The 25,193-nt window shown below is 62.5% G+C and carries 27 protein-coding genes, 1 pseudogene and 1 riboswitch; of the genes and pseudogenes, 21 read left to right on the top strand and 7 right to left on the bottom strand.

Features of this window, described 5'->3' with window-relative positions; genetic code table 11:
* Nucleotides 1-12 precede the first annotated feature (12 nt).
* Both EOB36_RS11135 and EOB36_RS11140 read left to right on the top strand, forming a co-directional pair.
* Nucleotides 13-1,392: an aspartate aminotransferase family protein gene (locus tag EOB36_RS11135; RefSeq protein WP_127205531.1), complete on the top strand. Its 1,380-nt coding sequence runs from the start codon at nucleotides 13-15 to the stop codon at nucleotides 1,390-1,392.
* An 8-nt stretch (nucleotides 1,393-1,400) separates the two neighbouring features.
* A complete protein-coding gene (locus tag EOB36_RS11140) occupies nucleotides 1,401-2,510 on the top strand; it encodes an alcohol dehydrogenase family protein (RefSeq protein ID WP_128284864.1) in 1,110 nt (369 codons plus the stop codon).
* A 9-nt stretch (nucleotides 2,511-2,519) separates the two neighbouring features.
* Here the strand turns inward: EOB36_RS11140 and EOB36_RS11145 are convergent, their stop codons facing one another.
* Both EOB36_RS11145 and EOB36_RS11150 read right to left on the bottom strand, forming a co-directional pair.
* Complete coding sequence (locus EOB36_RS11145) at nucleotides 2,520-3,128, bottom strand: YkoF family thiamine/hydroxymethylpyrimidine-binding protein (RefSeq protein ID WP_095489260.1); 609 nt, start codon at nucleotides 3,126-3,128, stop codon at nucleotides 2,520-2,522.
* Nucleotides 3,119-3,230: riboswitch (TPP riboswitch) on the bottom strand. It overlaps the preceding gene by 10 nt.
* A 357-nt stretch (nucleotides 3,231-3,587) precedes the next feature.
* Nucleotides 3,588-4,958, bottom strand: a complete 1,371-nt coding sequence (locus tag EOB36_RS11150; RefSeq protein ID WP_127205529.1) for an aspartate aminotransferase family protein — start codon at nucleotides 4,956-4,958, stop codon at nucleotides 3,588-3,590.
* A 134-nt stretch (nucleotides 4,959-5,092) separates the two neighbouring features.
* On the opposite strand from EOB36_RS11150, the gene EOB36_RS35735 reads away from it, so the two are divergent.
* From EOB36_RS35735 to EOB36_RS11175, 6 genes and pseudogenes are all read left to right on the top strand, one after another.
* Nucleotides 5,093-5,218 carry a hypothetical protein gene (locus tag EOB36_RS35735; protein WP_280953402.1) on the top strand — a complete coding sequence of 42 codons (126 nt, stop codon included), beginning with the start codon at nucleotides 5,093-5,095 and terminating at the stop codon, nucleotides 5,216-5,218.
* A 2-nt stretch (nucleotides 5,219-5,220) separates the two neighbouring features.
* Nucleotides 5,221-6,118: pseudogene (locus EOB36_RS11155) on the top strand (FAD-dependent oxidoreductase).
* A gap of 163 nt (nucleotides 6,119-6,281) precedes the next feature.
* Nucleotides 6,282-7,166 (top strand): hypothetical protein, encoded by an 885-nt coding sequence (locus EOB36_RS11160; RefSeq protein WP_128284865.1) that lies wholly within the window; start codon nucleotides 6,282-6,284, stop codon nucleotides 7,164-7,166.
* Nucleotides 7,163-7,387: a hypothetical protein gene (locus tag EOB36_RS11165; RefSeq protein WP_095489135.1), complete on the top strand. Its 225-nt coding sequence runs from the start codon at nucleotides 7,163-7,165 to the stop codon at nucleotides 7,385-7,387. The genes EOB36_RS11160 and EOB36_RS11165 overlap by 4 nt, the downstream gene beginning before the upstream one ends.
* Nucleotides 7,384-7,599, top strand: a complete 216-nt coding sequence (locus tag EOB36_RS11170) for a hypothetical protein (RefSeq protein WP_128284866.1) — start codon at nucleotides 7,384-7,386, stop codon at nucleotides 7,597-7,599. The genes EOB36_RS11165 and EOB36_RS11170 overlap by 4 nt, the downstream gene beginning before the upstream one ends.
* 55 nt (nucleotides 7,600-7,654) lie before the next feature.
* Complete coding sequence (locus tag EOB36_RS11175) at nucleotides 7,655-8,014, top strand: nuclear transport factor 2 family protein (protein WP_128284867.1); 360 nt, start codon at nucleotides 7,655-7,657, stop codon at nucleotides 8,012-8,014.
* A 184-nt stretch (nucleotides 8,015-8,198) separates the two neighbouring features.
* Here EOB36_RS11175 and EOB36_RS11180 read toward each other — a convergent pair whose 3' ends face one another.
* The gene (locus EOB36_RS11180; protein WP_095489132.1) at nucleotides 8,199-8,636 is read right to left on the bottom strand and encodes a CBS domain-containing protein; all 438 of its coding nucleotides are present in this window, start codon (nucleotides 8,634-8,636) and stop codon (nucleotides 8,199-8,201) included.
* Nucleotides 8,637-8,871: 235 nt separating this feature from the next.
* Here EOB36_RS11180 and EOB36_RS11185 point away from each other — a divergent pair, with 235 nt between their 5' ends.
* Together EOB36_RS11185 and EOB36_RS11190 are read left to right on the top strand one after the other, a co-directional pair.
* The gene (locus EOB36_RS11185; protein WP_127293095.1) at nucleotides 8,872-9,312 is read left to right on the top strand and encodes a hypothetical protein; all 441 of its coding nucleotides are present in this window, start codon (nucleotides 8,872-8,874) and stop codon (nucleotides 9,310-9,312) included.
* A 69-nt stretch (nucleotides 9,313-9,381) separates the two neighbouring features.
* Nucleotides 9,382-10,572: an NADH-quinone oxidoreductase subunit D gene (locus EOB36_RS11190; protein ID WP_128284868.1), complete on the top strand. Its 1,191-nt coding sequence runs from the start codon at nucleotides 9,382-9,384 to the stop codon at nucleotides 10,570-10,572.
* Nucleotides 10,573-10,682: 110 nt separating this feature from the next.
* Here EOB36_RS11190 and EOB36_RS11195 read toward each other — a convergent pair whose 3' ends face one another.
* Together EOB36_RS11195 and EOB36_RS11200 are read right to left on the bottom strand one after the other, a co-directional pair.
* Entirely contained in the window at nucleotides 10,683-11,435 is a 753-nt protein-coding gene (locus tag EOB36_RS11195; protein ID WP_095489129.1) for a metallophosphoesterase, read from the bottom strand.
* Complete coding sequence (locus tag EOB36_RS11200; protein WP_095489259.1) at nucleotides 11,428-12,240, bottom strand: hypothetical protein; 813 nt, start codon at nucleotides 12,238-12,240, stop codon at nucleotides 11,428-11,430. Before EOB36_RS11200 ends, EOB36_RS11195 begins: the two co-directional genes overlap by 8 nt.
* A gap of 194 nt (nucleotides 12,241-12,434) precedes the next feature.
* On the opposite strand from EOB36_RS11200, the gene EOB36_RS11205 reads away from it, so the two are divergent.
* Nucleotides 12,435-12,719, top strand: coding sequence for an acylphosphatase (locus EOB36_RS11205; protein WP_095489128.1), 285 nt, complete (start codon nucleotides 12,435-12,437; stop codon nucleotides 12,717-12,719).
* A gap of 246 nt (nucleotides 12,720-12,965) precedes the next feature.
* Nucleotides 12,966-14,672 (top strand): HAD family hydrolase, encoded by a 1,707-nt coding sequence (locus tag EOB36_RS11210; RefSeq protein WP_128241347.1) that lies wholly within the window; start codon nucleotides 12,966-12,968, stop codon nucleotides 14,670-14,672.
* Nucleotides 14,673-14,820: 148 nt separating this feature from the next.
* On the opposite strand, the gene EOB36_RS11215 is transcribed toward EOB36_RS11210, so the two are convergent.
* On the bottom strand, nucleotides 14,821-15,255 hold the full coding sequence (locus tag EOB36_RS11215) for a hypothetical protein (protein WP_095489126.1): 435 nt from the start codon (nucleotides 15,253-15,255) through the stop codon (nucleotides 14,821-14,823).
* A 303-nt stretch (nucleotides 15,256-15,558) separates the two neighbouring features.
* Between EOB36_RS11215 and EOB36_RS11220 the strand changes: the two genes are divergently transcribed.
* Nucleotides 15,559-15,744, top strand: a complete 186-nt coding sequence (locus tag EOB36_RS11220; protein ID WP_095489125.1) for a hypothetical protein — start codon at nucleotides 15,559-15,561, stop codon at nucleotides 15,742-15,744.
* A gap of 36 nt (nucleotides 15,745-15,780) precedes the next feature.
* Here EOB36_RS11220 and EOB36_RS34345 read toward each other — a convergent pair whose 3' ends face one another.
* A complete protein-coding gene (locus EOB36_RS34345; RefSeq protein ID WP_158302706.1) occupies nucleotides 15,781-15,942 on the bottom strand; it encodes a hypothetical protein in 162 nt (53 codons plus the stop codon).
* Nucleotides 15,943-16,075: 133 nt separating this feature from the next.
* On the opposite strand from EOB36_RS34345, the gene EOB36_RS11225 reads away from it, so the two are divergent.
* The 8 genes from EOB36_RS11225 (at nucleotide 16,076) to dhaL (EOB36_RS11260) (ending at nucleotide 25,190) form a co-directional block, all read left to right on the top strand.
* Nucleotides 16,076-17,554, top strand: a complete 1,479-nt coding sequence (locus tag EOB36_RS11225) for a sugar ABC transporter ATP-binding protein (protein WP_095489123.1) — start codon at nucleotides 16,076-16,078, stop codon at nucleotides 17,552-17,554.
* Nucleotides 17,555-17,589: 35 nt separating this feature from the next.
* Complete coding sequence (locus EOB36_RS11230) at nucleotides 17,590-18,594, top strand: sugar ABC transporter permease (protein WP_095489258.1); 1,005 nt, start codon at nucleotides 17,590-17,592, stop codon at nucleotides 18,592-18,594.
* Nucleotides 18,595-18,710: 116 nt separating this feature from the next.
* Complete coding sequence (locus EOB36_RS11235) at nucleotides 18,711-19,697, top strand: substrate-binding domain-containing protein (RefSeq protein WP_095489122.1); 987 nt, start codon at nucleotides 18,711-18,713, stop codon at nucleotides 19,695-19,697.
* Between the two features lie 60 nt (nucleotides 19,698-19,757).
* A complete protein-coding gene (locus tag EOB36_RS11240; protein WP_095489121.1) occupies nucleotides 19,758-20,528 on the top strand; it encodes an SDR family oxidoreductase in 771 nt (256 codons plus the stop codon).
* Between the two features lie 22 nt (nucleotides 20,529-20,550).
* A complete protein-coding gene (locus EOB36_RS11245) occupies nucleotides 20,551-21,543 on the top strand; it encodes a dihydroxyacetone kinase subunit DhaK (protein WP_128284869.1) in 993 nt (330 codons plus the stop codon).
* Nucleotides 21,544-21,553: 10 nt separating this feature from the next.
* Nucleotides 21,554-22,216: a dihydroxyacetone kinase subunit DhaL gene (gene dhaL, locus EOB36_RS11250; protein WP_126105521.1), complete on the top strand. Its 663-nt coding sequence runs from the start codon at nucleotides 21,554-21,556 to the stop codon at nucleotides 22,214-22,216.
* A 146-nt stretch (nucleotides 22,217-22,362) separates the two neighbouring features.
* Nucleotides 22,363-24,459 carry a bifunctional sugar-binding transcriptional regulator/dihydroxyacetone kinase subunit DhaK gene (locus EOB36_RS11255; RefSeq protein WP_126105520.1) on the top strand — a complete coding sequence of 699 codons (2,097 nt, stop codon included), beginning with the start codon at nucleotides 22,363-22,365 and terminating at the stop codon, nucleotides 24,457-24,459.
* A gap of 53 nt (nucleotides 24,460-24,512) precedes the next feature.
* Nucleotides 24,513-25,190, top strand: coding sequence for a dihydroxyacetone kinase subunit DhaL (gene dhaL / locus EOB36_RS11260; protein WP_126107395.1), 678 nt, complete (start codon nucleotides 24,513-24,515; stop codon nucleotides 25,188-25,190).
* Nucleotides 25,191-25,193 lie beyond the last annotated feature (3 nt).

Genomic DNA, 25,193 nt, shown 5'->3' on the forward strand with positions numbered 1-25,193 from the left:
GGAGTAAAAAAGATGCTCGACCAGTCCAACGAACTCGCCGCTTGGGACCGCGACCACTTCTTCCATCCCTCGACCCATATGGGCACCCACGCGCGCGGCGAGAGCCCGACCCGCATCATCGCCGGCGGCGAAGGCGTCACCATCTGGGACAATAATGGGCGCAAGAGCATCGATGCTTTCGCCGGGCTTTACTGCGTCAATGTCGGCTATGGCCGCCAGAAAATCGCGGATGCCATCGCCGCGCAAGCCAAGAACCTCGCCTACTACCATGCCTATGTCGGCCACGGCACCGAGGCGTCGATCACGCTCTCCAAGATGATCATCGACCGCGCCCCGCAAGGGATGTCGAGGGTCTATTTCGGCCTCTCCGGCTCCGACGCCAACGAGACCAACATCAAGCTGATCTGGTACTACAACAACGTGCTCGGCCGGCCGGAGAAGAAGAAGATCATCTCGCGCTGGCGCGGCTATCATGGCTCCGGCGTCATGACCGGTTCGCTGACCGGGCTCGACCTGTTCCACAACGCCTTCGACCTGCCGCGTGCGCCGATCCTGCACACCGAGGCGCCCTACTATTTCCGCCGCGCCGACCGCTCGATGAGCGAGGAACAGTTTTCCCAACACTGCGCCGACAAGCTCGAAGAGATGATCCTGGCCGAGGGCCCGGACACGGTCGCCGCCTTCATCGGCGAGCCGATCCTCGGCACCGGCGGCATCGTGCCGCCGCCCGTCCTCTACTGGGAAAAGATCCAGGCGGTGCTGAAGAAATACGATGTGCTGCTGGTCGCCGACGAAGTGGTCACCGGCTTCGGCCGGCTGGGCACCATGTTCGGCTCCGACCACTACGGCATCAAGCCCGACCTGATCACCATCGCCAAGGGCCTGACCTCGGCCTATGCGCCGCTGTCGGGCGTCATCGTCGCAGACAAGGTCTGGCAGGTGCTGGTGCAGGGTTCCGACAAGCTCGGCAGCATAGGCCATGGCTGGACCTATTCGGCGCATCCGATCTGCGTTGCCGCCGGCGTCGCCAATCTCGAGCTGATCGACGAGATGGACCTGGTGACCAACGCCGGCGAGACCGGCGCCTATTTCCGCGCCGAACTGACGAAAGCCGTCGGCGGCCACAAACATGTCGGTGACGTCCGCGGCGACGGCATGCTGGCGGCAATCGAGTTCGTCGCCGACCGGGACGACCGCGTGTTCTTCGACGCCTCGCAGAAGATCGGGCCGCAGGTCGCTACCGCCCTTGCGGCAAGCGGCGTCATCGGCCGCGCCATGCCGCAAGGCGACATTCTCGGCTTCGCGCCGCCGCTCTGCCTGACGCGCGAAGAGGCCGACATCGTCGTGTCGAAGACGGCGGATGCGGTGAAGAGCGTGTTTGCCAACATCTGAAAACTGACATGAACGCCATGACCAAAACCCTCCCCGCCACCATGGCCGCCGTGCAGCTGACTGGTCACGGCGGACCGGAAAAGCTCGTCTACCGCACCGACGTGAAAGTGCCGTCGCCCGCCCCTGACGAAGTGCTGATCAAGGTCACCGCTTGCGGCATGAACAACACCGATGTCTGGGTGCGACAGGGCGCCTATGGCACGGAGGAAGATGCTGCCGCCGTATCGACCTGGCGGCGTCAGGGCAACACGCTGACCTTCCCGCGCATCCAGGGCACCGACACGGTCGGCCACATCGTCTCAGTCGGCGATGGTGTCTCGCCGGACCGTATCGGCGAGCGGGTGATGGTCGACTTCTCCATCTACAACCGCGACGACGATTCACTCGCCGACATCGACTATATGGGCCACGGCCGTGACGGCGGCTATGCCGAGTATCAGACCGTGCCGGCCGAGAACGCCCATGTCGTCGACACCGAGTTGACCGATGTCGAACTCGCCACCTTCTGCTGCGCCTATCTCACCGGCGAGCAGATGCTGGAACGCGCCGCATTGAAGGCCGGCGAGCGCGTGCTGGTCACCGGCGCGTCGGGCGGCGTCGGCTCCGGCATCGTGCAGCTGGCGCGGGCGCGCGGCGCCATCCCATATGCCGTCGTCGGCAAGGGCAAGGAACAGGCCGTGCTCGACATCGGCGCCGAGGCGGTGATCACCCGTGGCGTGGCTGACCTGCCGGCTGCGGTAAATGAGTCGACCGGCGGCCAGCCGATCGACGTGGTGGCCGACCTGGTCGGCGGTGCGATCTTCAACGATCTGCTGCGCATCCTCAGGCCCGAAGGCCGCTACACCACAGCCGGCGCAATTGCCGGCCCGGTCGTGCAGCTCGATCTGCGCACCATGTATCTCAAGCAGTTGCAGCTGCATGGCTCCAGCCAGGGCACGCGGCACGACTTCCGCCGTATCGTTCGCTACATCGAAGACAAGAAGATCCGGCCGCTGGTCGGCGGCGTCTACAAGCTCTCCGATTTCCACCGCGCCCAGGCTGATTTCATTGCCAAGGACTTTGTCGGCAAGCTGGTGGTCGTTCCGGATGCTGTTTCGGATTTCGCTGCAACCCGTTGACAGCCAACACTAACAAGGACTCGGGCTGTTCGCCGACACGGTGAGATCGAGCGCGACATGGCCTTGCGGCGCGCCGAAACGAAGGAAGGCTTCCGACAGCGTCGCGAACACCGGTCCGGCGTCGCCTTTCAGCTTCGTGCAGAAATTCTTCGACCTGTCGAAGACGCCCGAAGTCTTGAGGAAGTCGATACAGCCGTAGATCTCGTCCATGTGATGGCCCTCGCCGAGCGGATAGAGCGAGAACTGCGCGGCGACCTCCTGTCCAAGCTTTTTCGCACTGTCGACATGCGCCCGCGCCGCGCCGATGCGCTCGGCCAGGGACAGCTCGTGGCTGCTGCCGGAAATCGGTGTGCAGATCGGATCGTCAGGCTCGCCCGGACAGCCGCGCGACACCGTCGCCGACAACACGCAATGCACGTCACTTGCCGCCGCCGATGCGAAGAGGTCGCGCATGGCCGGGAAAAGCTGTTCCGGCGGGCCGACGATCAGCGTCGAGATGTCGTCGGTCTCGATGCGGAAATTCGGTCGATAGGGGTCCATCGCCGAAAGTGCCCCAAGGATGACGTCGACAAAATCGTCGCACATCGGATACAGGGAAATCTGTGCACCTGAAAACATGGTCGCCTCGCTCCGCTGGCATTACCCAGATCAGCTTGAGGGACCGAAGGCTTGCACCCACCATCTCAGCCCCGGCAATACGGAGCGCCCCTGTCGATATGGGCGACGTAGCACCTGCGCAAAGGATGTTCAAGTAATGGTCCTGGGCAATCGTTCCCAGCAATCGCTTCAGACCAATTACCGAGCTTGGCGGCGCCGCCGAAGCTGCCGATCTCCCCCCTTGCGGGGGAGATGCCGGCAGGCAGAGGGGGGTGCTTCCCTCCGACCTGTCAATCGATCGCAGCCGCGCCCTCAAGCTGATTCGGGTTGGCAAGGCTGAAGTCGAAAGTTGGCGATCCTTCACACCCCCCTCTGTCCTACCGGACATCTCCCCCGCAAGGGGGGAGATTGGATACCGCTTCGGCTTTCGCCAATCACCAACGCCCATTCAGCCTCTGCCTTCGGGTGGGCTGTTCAGCCCTATAGTCCGACCTGCTTGACTGCGGCTTCGAGCGATCTTTCAAACGCGTCGATCATCTGATCGACCTGGGGCTCGGTGATGATCAGCGGCGGGCAGAAGGCCAGCGCGTCGCCCATGTTGCGCGAGATGACGCCGTTCTGCTGCATGAAGCCGTTGACAAGCCCGCCCAGCGCGCCGGCCGTCTCCCACGGCGTCTTGGTCACCTTATCGCCGACCAGTTCGACCGCCGCGATCAGGCCGACGCCACGCACCTCGCCGACAAGCGGGTGCGAAGCGAGGTTGCGCAGCCGTTTCTGCATATGCGCGCCGACCGTGCGCGCATTGCCGACAAGGTCGCGCTCCTCGATCAGCTTCAGGTTCTCGAGCGCGACCGCCGCCGCGACGGGATGGCCGCCGCCGGTGAAGCCATGACCGAAGGTGCCGATCCGATTGCTTTCGTCGGCAATCGGCTCGAACATTTTCTCGTTGATCAGCAGGGCCGAGATCGGCAGGTAGGAAGAAGAGATCTGCTTCGACAGCACCATGATGTCAGGCCTGATGCCGAAGGTCTGCGAACCGAACATCTCGCCGGTTCGGCCAAAACCGCAGATGACCTCGTCGGCGACGATCAGGATGTCGTACTTCGACAGGACCGCCTGTATCTTCTCCCAGTAGCCGGCCGGCGGAACGATGACGCCGCCGGCGCCCATGATCGGCTCGCCGAAGAAGGCGGCGATGGTTTCCGGGCCCTCGGCCAGGATCAGCTTTTCCAAGTCGTCGGCAAGCCGGCTCGAAAACTGCTCTTCGCTCTCGCCTGGCAGCGCCTCGCGCCAATGGTGCGGCGTCGACGTGTGCAGCACACTGGCGATCGGCAGGTCGAAGGAAATGTGATTGTTGGGCAGGCCGGTCAGGCTTGCCGAGGCGATGGTGACGCCGTGATAGCCGCGAATGCGGCTGATGATCTTCTTGCGTGCCGGCTGGCCGAGCGCATTCGACCGGTACCAGATCATCTTCATGGCCGTGTCGTTGGCCTCGGAGCCGGAATTGGTGAAATACGCCTTGCTCATCGGCACCGGCGCCATCTGCACCAGCTTCTCGGCGAGATCGATCAGCGGCGAATGCGATTTGGAGCCGAAGTCGTGATAATAAGGCAGCTTGGACATCTGGCGCACCGCCGCATCGACCAGCCGCTTCTCCGAGAAGCCGACCGCGACGCTCCAAAGCCCGGCCATCGCCTCGATGTAGCGGTTGCCGGCCAGATCCTCGACATAGATGCCGTCGCCCTTCTCGATGACGAGCGGCCCTGCTTCCTCATGCTTGCGGGCATTGGTGTAGCCGTGCATGTGATAGCTGATGTCGCGAGCTTCGGGAGAATTCGGTCGAGCGTCCATGATGGGTCCTGTCCTGCACGCCGGGTCCTGCCGCCGTTCGGCGCGCATCGCCTCTAGCATTAATGGTGTTTGGTGCATCTGTTTCTTGTAAGGGTGTCAAGCCCTTTCGGAAGGGCTGGCGGATGGACAAAGACATGCAGAATTTCAGCTTCGAGGCCTTGGAACGCGAGAAGCTGCGCCAAGCCGGCTGTGCGCATCGCCGAGACATGATTCCCGAACGGCTCACCAGCAGGCACAACAACAAGGCTGAGGTGGCCTGATCATGGACCACGTCGACTGCATCGTCGCCGGCGCCGGCGTCATTGGCCTCGCGATCGCGCGAGAGATGGCGCAGCGCGGGATGGACACCCTGGTCCTCGAGGCCGAGAATGCCATCGGCACCGGAACGAGTTCGCGCAATTCCGAGGTCATCCATGCCGGCATCTACTATCCGGCCGGATCGCAGAAGGCCCGGCTCTGCGTGGCAGGCCGGGAACAGCTTTACCGTTATTGCGAGAAGCGGGCGGTTCCGCATGCGCGCTGCGGCAAGCTCATCGTCGCCACAGATGCCGAACAGGAGCCGGTGCTTGCTTCCATTCTGGCCAACGCCTCTGCTTGCGGCGCGGGCGACCTGACACCCTTGACCGCAGCAGGGGCACGCGCGCTGGAGCCCAAGCTGCGGTGCACGGCCGCCCTGCTGTCGCCCGCCACCGGCATCATCGACAGCCACGCCCTGATGCTTGCTTTGCGGGGCGACGTAGAGGAGCACGGGGCGGCACTCAGCCTCAACACCCGCATCGTCTGCGGCCGCATCGAGGGTGGGCGCATCGTTCTCGACGCAGTCGACAGCACCAGCGGCGATGGCGTCGCCCGCTTCGGGCCGGACGTCGAATGGACGGATCAGCTCGACTATCGCGTCGATCCAACGCGTGGCGAGCGCTTCTACGATCCGCAAATACTGGCCGGACCTCGCCGCTGGCGACCTGCAGCCCGCCTATAGCGGCATCCGGCCGAAGCTGTCCGGTCCGGGCGAAGCCAATGCCGACTTCGTCATCCAGGACGCGGCGGTGCACGGCGTGGACAGTCTGGTCAATTTGTTCGGCATCGAGAGCCCCGGCCTGACCTCAAGCCTGACGATCGCCGACCATGTCGCGCAGCGGCTCGCGCCAAAGGCAAGCTAACCGAGGCGACATCGAGCGAGCGTGCCGCTGCCAAAAGCATAATCCAAAACGCCCGTAAGCCATCCGTAAGCCGGGGTCGCAGAACCTCGGTCCGTCGATCACAGCCGATCACCGGAGGCCTCGAGCTCTCCGGAACCGTCGGCTCCATGACGAGGAGGGTTCGATGCGATTCGACAACGATCACGCGCCACTCCGCCGGGACGACGCGCTATCCGAATGGCGCACTGCCTCGGCGCTGGCCGAGCTCTTGTCCTTCGAGCCGTCGAGTCTCGACGCGAAACCGAAGGCTGCGGGTCCTGGCCGGACCGCGGAGGCGCTTTCACGATTTGCGGCGGCGATCCGGGCGCGTATGGCCGGTCCTGGCGGCTACTACAATCTTGGCAACGCGCTCGGGCTGGTGATGGGCGTCACGATCCAGCTCGCCGCCCCTCAGGGATCCGGCATGCGCGGCGGCGCCGCGCTGTTCGACTATTTCGCTGGCAGCAGCAGTGCGGTGGCGCTGACGTTGGCAACGCTGGTCTTCTTCTGCAGCGGCGAGGTCTATCACCGCGCCTGGGCCGGGCGGGATGTCCCCGATCCAGCGCTTAACCGCCTCGCCGATCTCCTGTCGGGGATCGGCGCGATCGGGCTTGGCGCAGCACTGTTCCTGTTCGGCCAGCCGGTGCTGGCGGCGACCGCCGGACTGCTGCATGCGCTCGGCAAGTTCGGCAGCGCCGCCTACAGGCCCGGCGCCAGCGTGCCCGGGTGGCCGGCTGGATGGCCCGATCTGTTCCGCAGTGCGGTGCTGGCCAGCCGCCTGCCGGCGATGCTCGCGGCGGCGCTGTCGATGGGCGCCGCCTTGCCTGAGGTGTGGTTGGGCGGTTCCCCTGCCCTCGTTGCCGCGCCGCTGACATTGCTTGCCTGCTATCTGCTGTGGGCCAGGGCCGACCTTCTCCTGTTTGCCAACAGCGCTGGCGAAAGCGCGCCCGCACTGCCCACCACGGCACGGCCCATGCCCTTGCATCCTCGACCGCCCAAGGCAACCAAACGACCGGGACCATCGATATGAAGCACCGTTTCGAAGCTATACCGAACCCAAGCTGCCGGTTCGAGATCTGGGACAATGAGAACGACGAGCCCGTCGTCCATCACGACCGGCTGCTCACCTTCGCCTCGGCGAAGTTGGCGGCAAGGATCGCCGACTTCCTCAACGAGGGCCGCAGCCACCGGCGCCGCGCCGGCGCCGCCAAATGGCGAGTTGCGGACCGCGATGTCGACCGGGGAGGGTGATCGCCACGCTGCTCTACCTCGGGGAAATCCAGGTCTCCCCGACCTTGGCGTCCATGCCGGTATTCAAGGCTAGCGCCAAGGATCCACTGCTGGGCTGGATCGCATCCGGAAGCAGTCTTCACATCAACCTCGGCGGAGAATCCACCTACGATGTTTCCCTCAAGGGCAGTGCCCAGGCCGCCAAGGCCTTTGCGGCAGCCTGCAACTCATGAGACCCTGCAGTTCGTGAGAACCTGTAGTTCATGAGAGCGTCGGAGGAGTGTCGCCATGACCGATGAGCCAGGCCGTGAGCCGGCGCATGATCCCCAGGATTTGGAGCGCCTGCTGATTTCCCGGCAGTGGGTGGGAGACATCGACGGCATGGCCGCGCTTTTTGAGCAGAACGCCGTCGTCGACAGCGGTGAAGGGCAGCTGACGCGTAGCCGGGAAGCGATCCGGGCACTCTTCGCGGAGATCACCGCAACGGGCCGAAAATTTGCTGCCGGAAATCAGGCCCCGGCTGTTGTCAGCGGAGACCTGGCACTCACCTCAACCCATCTTCCCGATGGCACCGTGACCGCCGAGGTCGCCCGCCGCCAAGGCGACGGAACATGGCTGTGGGTCATCGATCGATTCTCCGTTGCATAACATCGGGCCCGACGCATGATCCACCGGGAAAATCGGAATAGATTTTCCCGGTGGATCATGCGAACGGGCGCACGGCGCTGTAGCGCAAAGGCGTGAAACCGTGCAGTTTTGGATTTCGAAGTTCCCGAGCGACGATGCCGGCGATGGAGCAGGAACTTCGAATTCAATTATGATGTATGATGCATCAGTGCGCTGTCTGCGAATGGTCGCCGCCCGGCTGCGAAATGCCGCCCAGCGCTTCGCCGGCCCAGGCCGCCTCGCCATTCGCGGCGAGATCGCCGAGCGAGACAATGCCAACCAACCGCCGGTCGCGGCTGATCACCGGCATTCGCCGCAGTTTGAGATTGCCCATGTTCTGAAGGACATCGTCGACTTCCTGGTCGTCAAAGCAGCATTGCACCTCCGCGCTCATCACGTCCCTGATCTTGGCGTCGGGGCCTCTGCCCTCCGCGATGCCGCGGACGGCAATGTCGCGGTCCGTGATCATGCCGACCAGCCGGTCATTCTCGCCGACGGGCAGAACACCGGCGTCAAGATCGGCCATGGCTCGTGCGGCATCCCGCAAGGACTGCTCCGGACTGGCGACCTGAACATTCTGTGTCATGCACTCGCTGATTCTCATGGCTTTCTCCTCGAGGTGAAGCGCCCCGCCAAACCTGTGATCAAGGGTGTGATCGGGGGAGAATGAACGCCTTTCGGAATCGTTCCATGTTTCGACCACGCGCGACCGGATGGGCGATGCGGCAGAGCTTCCACCAATGGCATATCCGTGACGACGGGAACCATAATCCGGCACAATGGTTGAGTGGTGACCAAGTGATCCTCCCTGAGCAAAACGGAAAACGGAAGGAACGATCATGCGCATGTTGACGACAATTGCCGCCCTTTCGGGATTGGCCCTGGCGCAGCCGATCCACGCGCAATCCACCGACCCGCAGCTTCCCCAAATCGCACCCCCGGCCCCGGAAGTCCTGCCCGATCCAAGCCTGCCTAACCAAACGCCGCCCGACCAAGCCCTGCCGGATCAAGCGCTACCGGATCAGGGTTTCACGGACCAGAACTTTACCGGGATTGCGATCGTCGCCCTCGAGGATTTGCCTCCGGAACTCAAGACACAAGCCGAGGCCGTGATCACCCAGACCAGCGTTGAAGATCTGCTCACCCTGCAGAGCTCGATCGATGCGTCGCCGCAGGCAGCAACGGCGCTGGCGGCAAGCGGGCTGGATTCCTCGCAGGTTGTCGCTGCCAACATCGATGGCGATGGCATGCTGACGCTGATCATCCAGACAACGACCTGATCGGGCCGGGCGTGGCTGACCGGAGCACCCGGCTTCGGCCGTAAAGACCCAGTACAGCGGAGCACCGTCATGGTCGAAGCCGCAGTTCGCAACTTCACCCTCAACTTCGGGCCGCAGCATCCTTCTGCTCACGGCGTCCTGCGGCTGGTGCTGGAACTGGACGGCGAGATCGTCGACCGCGCCGATCCCCACATCGGCCTGCTCCACCGCGGCACGGAAAAACTCATCGAGTACAAGAATTATCTGCAGGCCTTGCCCTATTTCGACCGGCTCGATTACGTGGCGCCGATGAACCAGGAGCATGCGTTCTGCCTCGCCGCCGAGAAGCTGCTCGAAATATCGGTGCCGAAGCGCGGACAGCTTATCCGTGTTCTCTTTTGCGAAATCGGCCGGCTCTTGTCACATCTCCTCAACGTCACGACCCAGGCCATGGACATCGGCGCGCTGACCCCGCCGCTCTGGGGTTTCGCCGAGCGCGAGAAGCTGATGGTCTTTTACGAGCGCGCCTCCGGCGCCCGCATGCATGCGAATTATTTCAGGGTCGGCGGCGTGCACCAGGACCTGCCTCCGAAGCTTCTGGACGACATCTGGGCTTTCTGCGACCCGTTCCTCAAGGTCTGCGACAACCTCGACGAATTGCTCACCGGCAACCGCATCTTCAAGCAGCGCAATGTCGATGTCGGTGTGATCGGGCAGGACGACGCCTGGGCCTGGGGCTTCTCCGGCCCCATGGTGCGCGGATCGGGAGCGGCATGGGATTTGCGCAAGGCACAGCCATATGAATGCTACCCCGAGATGGATTTCGACATTCCGATCGGCAAGAACGGCGACTGCTATGACCGCTATCTCGTCCGCATGGAGGAAATGCGCCAATCGGTCCGGATCATGAAGCAATGCCTGGAGAAATTGAGAGCGCCCGAAGGCCGCGGGCCGGTCGCGATCCCGAACCAGAAGATCACGCCGCCGCCGCGAGCGACGATGAAGCGCTCAATGGAAGCGACGATCCACCATTTCAAACTCTACACGGAAGGTATTCGTGTGCCCGCTGGAGAAGTCTACGCCGCCGTGGAGGCGCCGAAGGGCGAGTTCGGCGTCTATCTGGTTTCGAATGGCAGCAATACTCCGTATCGATGCAAGATCCGGGCGCCGTCCTTTGCCCATCTGCAGGCGATGGATTTTCTGTCGCGGGGGCACATGATCGCCGATGTCGCTGCGATCATCGGGTCGCTCGATATCGTATTCGGCGAGATCGACCGCTAGAGCATTTTGCAGCCAAGCGGAATCACTTGGCGTCGCAGAAATGCGGCTAAAACAAACAGAGAGCCTAGTTCAACTTGAACGCGTCCCGCTCTAACGACGCGCAGGGAGTTTCAGATTTCGAGCAAGGCGTAAGGACGGCCGGTCGGCTTCGCCACGTGCATGGCGACGTTATATACCGGGGCACCACCGGGTGTGCGGCCTTCATAGACGCCGCGATGCGCGTGGCCATGCACCACGGCGGTGACCTTGAACCGATCGATCGTCTCCGCCAGGCGCGACGAGCCCAGGAACGGAAAAATCTCCAACGGCTCGCCAGCGACCGTCTCGATGACCGGAGCGTAGTGCAGGACGACGAGCGTGCGTTCGGTGCGAACCTGCCGCATTGCGTTTTCGAGCCGCATCGACTCGCTGACGCTTTCAGCAACCATCGCCTTGATCGCCGGCTCACCGAACGAGCCGAGCATGCGTGACCCAAAACCGCCAATGAAACCCTTCACGCCGACAAAGCCGACCTCCTTGATTTCCGTCGTCTGGCCGTCAAGAAGATGGACGCCTGCCTGCCGAAGGATGTGGGCGACGTCTTCGACCGCGCCGGATTCATAGTCATGGTTGCCGAGCACGGCGACGACCGGGATTGCACAGGCGCGCAAATCCTCCGCAAGGATTTCGGCCTCTCGGGGCTTGCCGAGATTGGTGAGGTCGCCAGTGAGAACGAGGACGTCCGCTTCGCGCGAGACCTCGCCGAAGAGATCACGGCAGGAGGCCTGGCCGTCTTCACGCACATGCAGATCGCCGACAGCCGCAATCCTGACGGTGCCGCCGTTCCCAACTCTTGCCGTGGCGGTTGTGCCCTTCTCAGCCATCACGAAATTCTCCTGTTCCACCGACGCCGGCAAAGCCCCATTCCTTCACGTCGATCTCGTAGTCGGTCGGCGAAAGCAGGCGTCCGCGGCAGATTTTCATTCGGGGAGTAGGCAACTCCCTCTGCTTGGCGAGCCGGTCAAGCAATTCGTCGAGCAGCCAGGCCGGGATATGATCGCGCTCGCTCGGATAGATCCATCGGAAATTCAGAAGCTGCATCAGCAGCACCTCCCAGTGAACCTCCAGATAGGAAAGCAGCCGGTGCCAATCGATCTGATCCTGCGCTTTGAGGATTGTATGAGCGACGTCGGCGCCGTCGTGGCGGCCTCTGTCCTGGATGAAGCACTTGGACCAGATAAGCTCGGTCGGACCTACGATCCGCACCTGACTGCCCAGCAGCTCGATTTGCCGTGCATGCTCCAGCCATTGGTCGCCGACCGGCATGGTGCCATTGGCTGAAGCGAATATGACGTCAAAAAAATGCGTGCTTTTGAAGACCTTTCCGAGCCATCGGTCGTCCACGATCTCGACCGCATAGCCGGCCTGCTTGAAATGCGCGAGAATGCGCGCGTAGTCGCCGGCCTTGCAGAAAATGTCGAGGTCCTTCGTCTGGCGCGTGACGCCTGTGTAGGCGCTCACCGCATAGGTGCCGGCGACAAGAAAGGGGATGTCCGTCGCGGCGAGCTCGCGGATCGCCTCTGTGTAGAAGACCTCGGCCTCGGCGTGCTGAAGCGTCGGCGCGGCTTTTGGATCGATCGTCGGAACGGATGCCGGGATGGCGCCTCCCGTTGGAGAATCGTTAGTCATGAAATCGTGGCTCCGAAGCCCAGCAACCTGCAGCTGTCCGTCCTTAACAAAGCCGCCGCCGCATGGTTCCGTTGCCGATATCATGCGGATCGGACTGGCGGCCGGCCGAAGCCCTTGGAAATGCGAAGGCGGAGCCTTTTCCGCCGCCGGGGAGTTGAAGATATGAGAAAACCACTGGCACGGAGGTGATCATGATGGAGGATGGGCGCAAAGCGGTACGCGTCAGGCTCAGTGGAAGGGTGCAAGGCGTCTCGTTTCGCGTGTGGACACGGACCGAGGCCGAGAGGCTCGGTCTGTCCGGATGGGTTCGCAACGAAGATGACGGATCCGTAACGGCACTGATCGTCGGGGCCGAAGGCGCGGTTTCGACGATGATGAACCGGTTGTGGAAAGGGCCGACCGGAGCGTCGGTTTCCGGCGTGACATCCCAAGACGTCGATCCCGGTCAGGAGCCGAACGGATTCAGGATCATCGGCTAGAAAGTGGGTACCAGCTTTGGGAAAACCCAATGCTCAACCAAAAAGCCAGGCGTCCGCGATTCTTGCCTTGCGCCGCTGGGAACAATCGACAGCCAGCGCCGTTGGGACCAATCAGCCATGATTGCGGGCGGCCATGACAAACGATGACGGGACTCGGCCAATGGAAGTCACCGAAACAGATGCCTTTCCGCTCAGTTCGGCGAGAAAGCATCTCCGGTCGGCTTTCGGGCTGCCGACAATGGCTCGATGTATGCCCTTGCGCTAGCCACTGACTACGACGGCACACTCGCGGAAAACGGGATCGTTTCCGATGCGACCCGTGCTGCGCTCGAGCGGCTGAAGGAAACCGGCCGCAAGTTGATAATGGTGACCGGTCGCGAGCTTGCCGACCTCGAAAGCGTTTTCCCGGAGCTTGGCATTTTCGACAAGGTCGTCGCCGAAAACGGCGCGCTCGTCTACACGCCGGCTTCGAAGAAGGAGCGCATCCTTGCGCCTGCCCCTCCGGCGGAATTCGTCGACAGGCTGATGATGCGCAAGATCGCGCCCCTGTCGATGGGACGTTCCGTCGTCGCCACCAGGGAGCCCAACGAGACCATCGTGCTGGAAGTGATCAAGGACCTTGGCTTGGAGTTGGAGATAATCTTCAACAAGGGTGCCGTCATGGTGCTGCCGAGCGGGGTCAACAAGGCGACCGGTCTTGCCGCTGCCCTCGAGGATCTGGAATTGTCCGCCCACAATGTCGTCGGCATCGGCGATGCGGAGAACGATCACGCCTTTCTGCGCGCCGTCGGCTTCGGCGTTGCAGTTGCCAATGCCCTGCCGAAGGTAAGGGAGACGGCGGGCCACGTGACGAATGGTGCCCGCGGCGCGGGCGTGAGGGAGTTGATCGAGGGCCTCATCTCGCATGACGCCGCCTCGCTGGACACGGCGCGGCAACGCATCGAGATTGGCGCGGACGACGGATCGGGCGCAGTGATGCACCTTTCACCGCGCGGCGGCAGCGTCCTGCTGGCCGGCACGTCCGGGATCGGAAAATCCACCCTCGCCACCGCCCTGACCGAACGCTTCGTCGAGCAAGGCTTCCAGTTTTGCGTGCTCGACCCGGAAGGCGACTACGAGGAACTGGAGGACGTGCTGGTGGTTGGCGACGCCAAAAGCCCGCCGAGCTCACGCGAAATCTTCGACCTTTTGTCCAAGCCGTCCAACAATGTCGCCGTCAACATGCTCGGGATCAAGACCGGGGAACGGCCAAACGCCTTCGCCAAGCTGCTGCCGGAGCTTGCCGCGCTTCGCGCCCGCACCGGACGCCCGCACTGGCTGATCATCGACGAGGCACACCACCTGTTGCCGCACGCACGCGACGGCACATCCTTTGCGCTTCCAAAAAGCCTTTCGGCGACCATTCTGGTCACAGTCCATCCCGATCTGGTTTCGCGCGACGTGCTGGCAGGTGTCGACACGGTGCTGGCCCTTGGCCCGGAAGCCGACAAGGTCGTCGAAAGCTTCTGTGCCGCAATTGGCGAGGACGTGCCGGAGGGCGTCGCGCCGCCACCGGAAAACAAGGTTCTGTATTGGAACCGCTCGACAGCCGATCCCGCGAGGCCGATCTCGGTCGAACGTCCCCGGCAGGAACGCAAGCGCCATATACGCAAATATGCCGAGGGCGATCTTGGCGACAACAGTTTCTATTTCCGCGGCGCTGACGGCACGCTCAACCTGAAAGCGCAAAATCTCATGATGTTCCTCCATCTCGCCGAGGGGATCGACGACCGCACCTGGGAGCATCACTTGCGCGCGGGCGACTATTCGGCCTGGTTCCGCAACCAGGTCAAGGACATGGAACTTGCGGAGGAAGCGGCTATCATCGAGGATGACGATAGTCTCGATCCGCATAGAAGCCGCGCCGCCATCGCGGAAGCGGTCCATCGCCGCTACACCGCGCCCGCCGACTGAATCCCGCCCATGCGGATGGTATCCAAGTCTCGCCGATGGCGGATCGCCGCCGAACGGCATCCGTCATCAACGACCATTGGAGGCGTGAAAATCACTTCGCCGCCTCCATCATCCGAACATGCCTACCTGTAGCGTCAATGCCGATGCTTCAATGCATGAATGTTCCGCGCAGCCAGGCAAAGAAACCGAACCTCTCCGACATTGCCGCACGGACGCGAGAGGCAGCCCACCGCGCTCGTATCGTGGCGCCGACATGGCAATGGCAGACGATTTCGTGCAACTGCCAGTCGGTCAGCTCGAAGAAGCGCCTGGCTTCGCCATAGGTGTCATCTCTCAAGCCTTGTGCGCGAAAAATCGGATCCTCGAAGGCAACGGTGAGAGGCGAGTCGTTGTAGCGCATTTTTTCGCGTATCTCAGGGGATTTGTATTCGGTGCCCGTCAGCGCTTCGAGACGCCGATCGGGATTTTGCTCTAGCAGTTTCGCCCAACGTTCGAGACGCTGGCTTCGAGTCGCCACGAGGTCTGTTGCTTCAGCGTGAACGTCGGCAACGGCATGCAGTTGGTCAAGTGTTTGGTGCTTCACGACCGCCTCCTATTCAGCAGGTGAGTTTGTCCCACCCTGAAATGGAAATTATGGCGCTCCACGACGCCGACAAGGCCCTCATGCGGGGACCATTCGATCAATTTTCTGACGGCGCCGTCCTGCCACGAGCGCCTGATGCCTGCGGGATCGTCGGAGGCTCGTATCGGAACCATAGGCACGCGTGGTCGTTCTGCGTGCATCAGCCCGTAGAGCGAAACCGGTCGAAACGGGTGGCGTCAGAAATCCCACCCGACGTCGATGACCCGCCAAGGCAGAATGCAGCGAGCGGAAGGAAATCACACCATGGCCATTCTTCCCACTCCCGAACCAACGCCCACTCCGGCGCCCACGCCACCGCCGTTTCCCGAGCCGAAGCCGGTGCGTGAGCCGGATCCGGACAGACTTCCCGACGAAGCCCCCGTCCCCAATCCGGATGAAAACGACGCGCCACTGAAAATTGGCCCCAAAGCGTCCGATCCCGGCATTTGACGGATCGGAACTAGCGTGAAGCGATCGGGGAAACACTCATTCCAGATCGCCCGACTCCTTATGGATGCCGCAGAAGATGTCGGCGCACTGCGTGGCCGAACGGCCGGCATGCGCGTTACGGTCGCCGTCGTCTCGGCACCTACCCGGCAAGTGCGATGTTGCGGCCGCTTCGACCCTGATTTCCAGCGCCACGATCAAGCCGAATCCATGACTTGACATTTGTCGAACAAATATTGACTATTGTCACATTGGCACCAGGGCGGAGGCTACCCCGTGTCGATCGGCTCCCCACCAAAAAGGATTGCCGAATGCCCAAAGGGAGGAAGACTACGTGGAGCTTTTGCTCGAGGTGGAAGGGCTGGCAAAGTCCTTTGGCGGCGTTGCAGCCTTGCGCGAAGGCCGCCTCCAGCTTCGCGCCGGCACGGTCCATGCCCTGTGCGGCGGTAACGGCGCCGGCAAGTCGACCTTTCTCAAGATATTGATGGGTATCTTCAACCGCGATGCCGGCTCGATCCGCCGCCGCGGCAAGGATGTGGAATTCGCAAGCCCCGCCGACGCGCTGGCGTCGGGCATTGCCATTATCGAGCAGGAGCTCAGCCCTGTTCCGCACATGACGGTTGCCGAGAATATCTATCTCGGCCGCGAGCCCAAGGCGCGCTTCGGAGGCATCGATTTCCGTGCGATGAACCGGTCCGCGCAAAGGCTGCTGGACGATCTGGAATTCGATATCCGGGCCACGCAGTACATGATGAACCTCTCGGTTGCGCAGATGCAGCTCGTCGAGATTGCCAAGGCGCTCAGTCACGACGCCGAGGTCATCTTCATGGATGAGCCGACGTCGGCGATCGGCGAGCGGGAGGCGCAGCACCTGTTTGCCGCGATCCGCCGCCTGCAGGCGCAAGGGCGTGGCATCGTCTATGTTTCCCACCGTCTGTCGGAGATCTTTCAGATCGCCGATTCCTACACGGTCTTTCGCGACGGCGCCTATGTTGGCAGCGGCGCGCTTGCGGACATCGATCGGCCCGAGCTCATTCGCATGATCGTTGGCCGCGAGCTGTCGGAGGAATTCGCCAAGACCAGCACGCCGACGCAAGAACCCGGTATCGAAATTGCCGGGCTCAGTTGCCCGAACAAGATCGAGGACATTTCGTTTTCGGTGCGAAAGGGAGAAATCTTCGGCATCTACGGCCTGATGGGAGCCGGGCGGACAGAAATCTTCAACTGCCTCTTCGGGCTCGACAAGCCATCGACGGGAAGCATCAAGGTCGACGGTATCGAGGTCACCATTTCAAAGCCGGCGGATGCCATGGCGCATGGGTTGGCTCTGGTCACCGAGGACCGCAAGCTGACCGGTCTCAATCTCTCCGACAGCGTGCGCGCAAACATCTGCATGGCGAGCCTGCCTGAAATGAGCCCCAGCTTCGCCATGGATCGGGCTCGGGAGGCGCAAGCAAGCCGCGACATGCGCGAGCAGTTCCAGATCAAGGCTGCCCGCGACACGATGCCGGTTTCCGGCCTTTCGGGCGGCAACCAGCAGAAGGTGGTGCTCGGCAAATGGTTCCTTCGCAATCCGAAAGTCCTGCTTCTGGACGAGCCGACCCGCGGTGTCGATGTCGGCGCCAAGCGTGAAATCTACCGGATCATCAGCGATTTCGCCGCTGCCGGCGGCACGGTCGTGATGATCTCGTCCGAAATCGACGAGGTCCTCGGCATGGCGGACCGGATCATGGTGATGCGCGCCGGCAGAAGTGCCGGAATCTACAGCCGGGAGGAAACGAATGCCCAATCACTCGTCCACCTTTCAACATGAACAGGGGTGTTCGCTCAGCGGCAAAGGAGCCGGTGATGTCGGTTAGCGACAACAGGAATGCGAGTGGCTGGCTCGGCTCGGAGCAGCGCCGGCTGTTGATTCAGGAATACGGGATCTTCCTCGCGTTCCTGATCCTGGCGGCGGTTCTCTCGGTCTCCAACGAGTTCTTCCTGACGGCCGGCAACATCTCGAACGTGCTGCTGCAGACCTCGATCAACGGTGTCCTCGCCATCGGCATGACCTTCGTCATCCTGACGCGCGGCATCGATCTCTCGGTCGGCTCCGTCGTCGCGCTTGCCGGCATCGTCAGCGCCAGCTTCGTGACCTCCTCCGCGACCGCCGGGATTTCCGGCGCGCCCTATCCGGTCGCCCTGGGTCTCGGCATCGGCCTGCTGGTCGGCATTGCCTGCGGTGCCGTTTCCGGCGTGATCGTGTCGCGGTTTTCGGTGCCGGCCTTCGTGGCGACGCTAGGCATGCTGTCGGCGGCGCGCGGACTGACCCTCATCTATGGCGGAGGTCGTCCGGTTCCCGCGCTGACACCAGCATTCCGCTGGATCGGCACAGGCAATGTCCTTGGCATACCCGCACCGGTCGTCGTTCTCGCAGTCGTGTTTGCGGTCTCCTGGTGGATCCTCAATCGGACCCGTTTCGGCCGTTACATCTATGCCGTCGGCGGCAACCCTCATGCGGCCAGGACCTCGGGCATCAACGTTACCCGCATCCAGTTCGTCGTCTATGTCATATCCGGCGGCCTTGCCGGCCTCGCCGGGATGCTGCTCAGCGCCCGCACCGGCTCGGCGCTTCCCCAGGCCGGCATTGCCTATGAGCTGGATGCGATCGCGGCGGTGGTGATCGGCGGGACTAGCCTTTCGGGAGGCATCGGCCGGGTGACGGGCACGTTGATCGGCGCGCTGATCATCGGCGTCATGAACAACGGCCTCGATCTGATGGGTATCCAATCCTACTACCAGCAAGTTCTCAAGGGTGCCCTGATCGTCGGCGCCGTGATGCTTGACCAGAAGAGAAACTACGGGGCTTAGGGCGTCGGACCCAATCCGAGGCTCAAACAAAAGGCCCCTTTCGAAATCGGACCTGCACTGCGCGTGTCCGTTGATAGGCGAACCATGTCGGTCGCTCACTTAAGTGGAGGTACGGAATGAAAAGATTGATGATAGCGCTCGCGTCTGCGACCGCGCTGCTGGCCTCGTCGGCCATGGCGCAGGAGAAGATCAAGATCGGCGCAGCGCCTTACGGATTGAATGCGGAGTTCATGCAGATCTGGTCGGCAGCGCTTCAGGAGCACCCGGCCGTCAAGAGCGGCGAAGTCGAGCTGACGGTCTTCGACGGCCGCTATGATGCCCTGGTCCAGCAGGACCAGTTCAAGACGATGGTCACCCAGCAGTACAATGCGATCATCTTCGCTCCGATCGACGTCGACGCCGGCGCGGCAGCCGTTCAGACGGCAGCCGATGCCGGCATTCCGGTTGTCGGTTCGAACACCCGCGTCAACTCCGATCTGTTGACTTCCTATGTCGGATCCGACGACACGATCTCGGGCTACATGGAAGCCAAGACCGTGCTCGACAAGATCGGCTGCAAGGGCAATGTGGTTATCCTCGAAGGGCCGGTCGGCCAGTCCGCGCAGATTTCCCGCCTCGAAGGCAACAAGAAAGCGCTTGCCGAGTGCCCGGATGTCAAGATCCTCGAGGATCAGACCGCCAACTGGTCGCGCGCCGAAGCCCAGACGCTCATGGAAAACTGGCTCACCGCGCATCCGAACCAGATCAACGGCGTGATTGGCCAGAATGACGAAATGGCGCTCGGCGCCATCGAGGCGATCAAGGCCGCCGGCCTCGACGTGAAGAGCTTCGCCATTGCCGGTATCGACGGCATCACCGATGCGCTCCATGCCGTCAAGGCCGGTGAAATGACCTCGATCCTTCAAGACGCGCGCGCCCAGGCTCAAGGTGCGCTCGACCTTGCTATCTTCGCTGCCAAGAAGGGGGACTACAAGCCGCAATCCGACATCTGGGCAACCTACAAGGACATGCCGTGGAACGACGGCAAGGAGAAGATCTACAATGTGCCGTGGACGCCGGTGACGGCGGAAAACGTCGATCAGCTTCTGGCGACGCGCAAGTAATCCAGCCGTGGGGTGGGCTCTCTTGCCCGCCCCACTTTCCAACAAGCCGGGAAGAGCACCATGACGGATTCAATACAGGTTGATCTCAATTTTTCACTGGGCGGCAAGGTCGCTCTGGTCACTGGCGGCGCCTCCGGCATCGGCAGCGCCATCGCATCGGCGTTTGCCGCGAAGGGCGCGGTCGTCGGGGTGATCGACATCAATGAATCCGTTGCGAGATCGAAGGCCGACGAACTCGGCAACGGTGCGAAATCCTTCGTCTGCGACGTGTCCGATCCGCGATCGGTGGAAGCCGTGTTTGCTGCGGCGCAAGCCGCCTTCGGCCGTATCGACATCGTCGTCAACAGCGCCGGCGTCGCCCTGCTCGCTCCCGCCGAGGATCTCAGCCTCGATGCCTGGGACAAGACCATCGATATCAATCTCAAGGGAACTTTCCTTGTTTCCCAGGCCGCCGGGCGTGCCCTGATCAAAGCTGGCAAGGGTGGCAAGATCATCAACATGGCCTCGCAGGCCGGCACTGTCGCGATCGACCAGCACGTCGCCTATTGCGCTTCGAAATTCGGCGTCATCGGCCTGTCCAAGACACTTGCCGCCGAATGGGGCAAGCACGGCATCACGGTAAACACGATCTCGCCGACGGTGGTGTTGACCGACCTCGGCAGAAAGGCCTGGGATGGGCCGCGCGGAGAGGCGCTGAAGCAACGCATTCCGACCGGCCGCTTTGCCTTTCCGGAAGAAATAGCCGCCGCGGCGGTGTTTTTGGCATCGAACGGCGCCGACATGATCAACGGCGCCGACCTTCTGGTCGATGGCGGCTACACCATTGTCTGACCGGCGCAGGATTGGAGCAACAATGCAGCGGTTCATCAACAATCCCGACGAGGTCGTCGAAGATACGGTCAAGGGCTTCGTCAAGGCGCATGCCGACATCGTCAGGCTCGGCAGCAACCCGCGCGTCATCGCAGCCCGCCATGCGCCGGTCAGCGGCAAGGTCGGCGTGATCACCGGCGGCGGCTCCGGCCATGAGCCTGCCTTCATCGGCTACACTGGCCGCAACATGCTGGACGCGGTCGCGGTCGGCGAGCTCTTCTCGTCGCCGACGGCAAAGAGCTTCCTTGACGCCGCAAGGGAGGCGAATGGCGGCAAGGGTGTCGTTTGCCTCTACGGCAATTATGCCGGCGACAACATGAATGTGAAGATGGCCGTCAAGCTCGCGGCCAAGGAGGACATTACGATCGCAACCGTCGTCGCCAACGACGATGTATGCTCGGCCGGACCGGATGAGCGTGAGAAGCGCCGAGGCGTCGCCGGCGAGATCTTCATGTGGAAATGCGCCGGCGCCAAGGCCCAGCAAGGTGCCCGCCTCGAGGACGTGCAGGCAACGGCGCAGCGGGCGATCGACAATTGCCGCTCCATCGGCGTTGGCCTTGGCCCTTGCACGCTGCCTGCCGTGGGGCATCCCAACTTCCTGATTGAGCCGGGCACGATGGAAGTCGGCATCGGTCATCATGGTGAGCCGGGCGTCAGGGTCGAGCCGCTGAAGTCCGCGGTCGAAATAGCGCAGCAGATGGTCAGGATCGTGCTTGATGATCACGATCTTGCCGCCGGAACCGAAGTTGCGGTTCTTGTGTCCGGCCTCGGCGCAACGCCGGTCAACGAACTCTACATCCTCCACGATACGATCGAGCAGGAAATCACCGGACGCGGGTTAGCCATCTACAAGACCTACATCGGCAACTACTTCACCTCGCTGGAAATGGTCGGCGCCACACTCACGGTCATGGCGCTCGACGCCGAGTTGAAAAGGCTGCTGGACGTGGATGTCGATTGTCCCGCAAGGCTTTAGGAGCAGGCGAATGCAGCAGTTTGACAACGCTTCCGCTGGCGACATCGTTCTTTCGATCGCCGACCGGATCATCGAAAACCGAGCCTATCTGAGCGAGATCGACGGCAAAATCGGTGACGGCGATCACGGCGTCAACATGGCCAAGGGCTTCGGCATGGCTGCGGAGCGGATCAGGGGCAACGACATGTCGCTGGCCACCGCCTTTGATACGCTGGGCACGGTGCTGATGACCGAGATCGGCGGCTCCATGGGGCCGCTCTATGGCGTCATGTTCACGCAATTCGCCGAAACGATCGAGAAATCTTCATCCATCGATGCCCGGACTTTCAGTGCCATGCTCACCAGTGGTCTCGACGGCATCCAGGCGATCGGATCGGCCAAGGTCGGCGACAAGACGCTTCTCGATACGCTCATGCCGGCGATCCAAGCGTTCGACGGCGCCAACGCCGGCGGCAAGCCGTTCCCGGAAGCTCTGGATGCGCTCGTCGTCGCAGCCGAAAAAGGCCGTGACGGCACAAAGGACCTGGTTGCAAGGATTGGCCGCGCCAGCCGCCTGGGCGAACGCTCGCTCGGCGTGCTCGACGCCGGCGCCACATCCTGTGCGTTGATTCTGAAAGCACTGGCGCTCGGTGCCAAGGAGAAGTTGCAGCAGTCCGCGACTGCGAGTGATTGAGCTACGACTACGCTCCTCCCGAGCGCTGGCCTCCGGCTGATTTTACAGCCGGAAGCCAGGTTAACGCCTGATCGAACCAAGATTGTGAGTTCCTCTGTTTGCGCTCATCTTGAGGATCGATTCTGGATTCGGGGAAACCAGGCAGCATGACAGTCAAGACATCATCGGCGCGGAAGAACGGAACGGTGCGGACAGGACCCGAGGCTGGCGCCGAACCCATTCCCTTGCGCTATGGTGACGATCCCTATGTCTGGGCCTGTTGGCTTTACTACGAAGACCACATGACGCAAGGCGATATCGCCGAAATCATGGGCATTTCGCGGGCGACAGTGAACAGCTACCTGGCCGATGCCCGCGCCCGCGGCATCGTCAACATTTCCCTCGAGCCATCACGGCTGAGTTCGCTCTCGATCGCACAGGAACTCAAACGGCATTTCGGGCTGCATGACTGCCTCGTCGTGCCGAGCGACGACAATGCGCGTCCGCTGATCGATCGTCTCGGCACCGCGGCCGCGCAGGCTCTGACCAAGCTTCTGAAATCCGGAGACACGGTGGCCGTTGCCTGGGGGCGAACCGTGTTGGCGATTGGCGAGCAGGCCTCCGTGCCCGGCCTTCAGGACGTCACTGTCGTTCAGGCGACTGGCGGCACGCGAGCAAGTTTTGCCTATACTCCGGAACTCTGCGCGGCCGCCATCGCCAATGCCGTCAATGGCAAGCTGATCAACATCACCGCGCCGGCTATCGTTTCCAATGCGGAAGTCCGCGACATTCTTCTGCGCGAGCCGCTGATCGAAAGTCAGTTCGCAGCGCTTTCTAAAGCCAACAAAGCGCTATTCGGCATCGCCTCGCTGCGTCCGAATTCAACGATCCACACCAGCGGTTTTTTCGAATCGGTTTCGGTGCAGCAATATCTCGCCAAAGATGCCGTGGGCGTCCTCGCGGGACGCTTCATCGACGGGCGGGGCAACCCGGTAGCTGGCCCGCTCGACGACCGGACGATCGGAATTTCGCTCGACATGCTCAGGTCTATCGGCCTGCGGATTGCAGTCGCCGGTGGTTTCGACAAGGTGCCGGCGATCCTTGCCGCGCTCCGCGGCGGCTACGTCAACGTGCTCATCACCGACGCTGCCACGGGCCGCGGCATTCTGAATGCCGATGGCGTGACGGAGCTCGATCAAAAGCTTTCCCAACGCCCGAAGATCGATAGCTCGGTGGCCCTGCCCAGCAACTTCCGGACCCACATCAAGAAGTTCCTGAACGACCCTGACGATGTCGTCGAGGAGATGCTTGACGGCGTGGTGAAGGCGCATGGCGCCTATATCCAGCCGATCAAAGGCTCGCATCGCGCCCTCGTTGCCCGCACGGGGCCGCGACTTGGCAAGGTGGGGCTTGTGATCGGCGGCGGCACCGGGCACGAGCCCTGCTTTCTCGGCTATGTCGGCAAGGGTCTCGCCGATGCCGTGGCTGTCGGCAATATCTTTTCATCGCCGCCTCCCGGCCCGATCTTTCAGTGCGCCAGGGCGGCATCCGGCGGGCAAGGCGTGCTCTTCGTCTATGGCAACTATGCCGGCGATGTCATGAACTTCGAGATGGCGGCCGAGATGGCGGCGGAAAACAACATCGAGGTCCGAACGGTCGTGACGACCGACGATATCGCCTCTTCGCCGCTGGAGGACAGGGAAGGCCGCCGCGGCGTTGCCGGCAACTTCTTCATGTTCAAGATCGCCGGCGCCGCCTGCGATCGCGGCCTGTCGCTCGATGCCTGCGAAGCGGCGACACGCAAGGCCAATTCGAGGACATTCACGATGGGGGTCGCATTGGAGCCCTGCTCCCTCCCGCAGACCCGTCGTCACAATTTCGAGATCGGTCCCGATGACATTGAGATCGGCATGGGCATCCACGGCGAACGCGGCGTCATCCGCGAAAAAATGATGAGCGCCGACGAGATCACCGACCGGGTGATGGACCGTATCTTTTCCGAAATGAAGCCGGCATCGGGCGACCGTGTCGCGGTGCTGATCAATTCATTCGGGGCAACGCCGCTGATGGAACTCTACATTTTGTTCAGGCGCGTGGAGCAGCGGCTGAGCGCCAAGGACATTAAGATAGAGGCGAACTGGGTGGGACATTATTGCACCTCGCTCGACATGGTCGGTGCGTCCATATCGATCCTGCACCTCGACAATGAGTTGACGGAGCTATTGCACCATCCTTGCGATACCGCTGTCCTGCGGGTCGGCTGAGGATACAGGATACGCGCCTGTGGCCGCATCCTGCTGGAACCGGGAGGAACATGATGTCCGAAAACGCGGCGCAATGCCTGAGCAGGATGTTTTATCGCATATCCATCGCGATCGAGGCGGGAAAGGACCATCTCTCGGATCTCGATGGCGCCATTGGCGATGCCGACCATGGCATTACCATGTCTCTCGGCTTCATGGCTGTGAACGCTGAGCTGGCCAAGCTCGATCTCGACCATATGCTGCCGTCAGAGGTTTTCACAGCTGCCGCGTCCGCCTTTCTCGATGCCGTCGGTGCTTCCACCGGGCCGCTTTATGCGACCGCGTTCCGCAGAGCGGCGCAAGCCCTCAAACAGGACGAACGCCTTTCACCTTCAGGCCAGGCGGCGATCATCGAGGCCATGACGACCGGCATTCGAGAGCGCGGCAAGGGGCAGCGCGGCGACAAGACCATGCTCGACGCCTGGATTCCAGCAACCGAAGCTGCGGTCAGCGCACAGGCGCGCGCCGCCGGCAGCCGGGAGATGTGGAACGGCATCCTGGCGGCCGCGGAAGCCGGCGCGAATTCGACACGGTCCATGGTCGCTGCCCGTGGCCGGGCGGCACGGCTCGGGGAGCGGTCCCTGGGGCACATCGACCCAGGCGCGGCCTCGGCCGTCATTATCCTGCGCGCAATGAAAGACACCTTTTCTGACAGCGCACCAGGAACGATCAGCAGTAGTGGAACGGACTGATCA

Origin of the sequence: Mesorhizobium sp. M6A.T.Cr.TU.017.01.1.1, assembly GCF_004023115.1 — a bacterium.
GTDB lineage: Bacteria > Pseudomonadota > Alphaproteobacteria > Rhizobiales > Rhizobiaceae > Mesorhizobium > Mesorhizobium mediterraneum.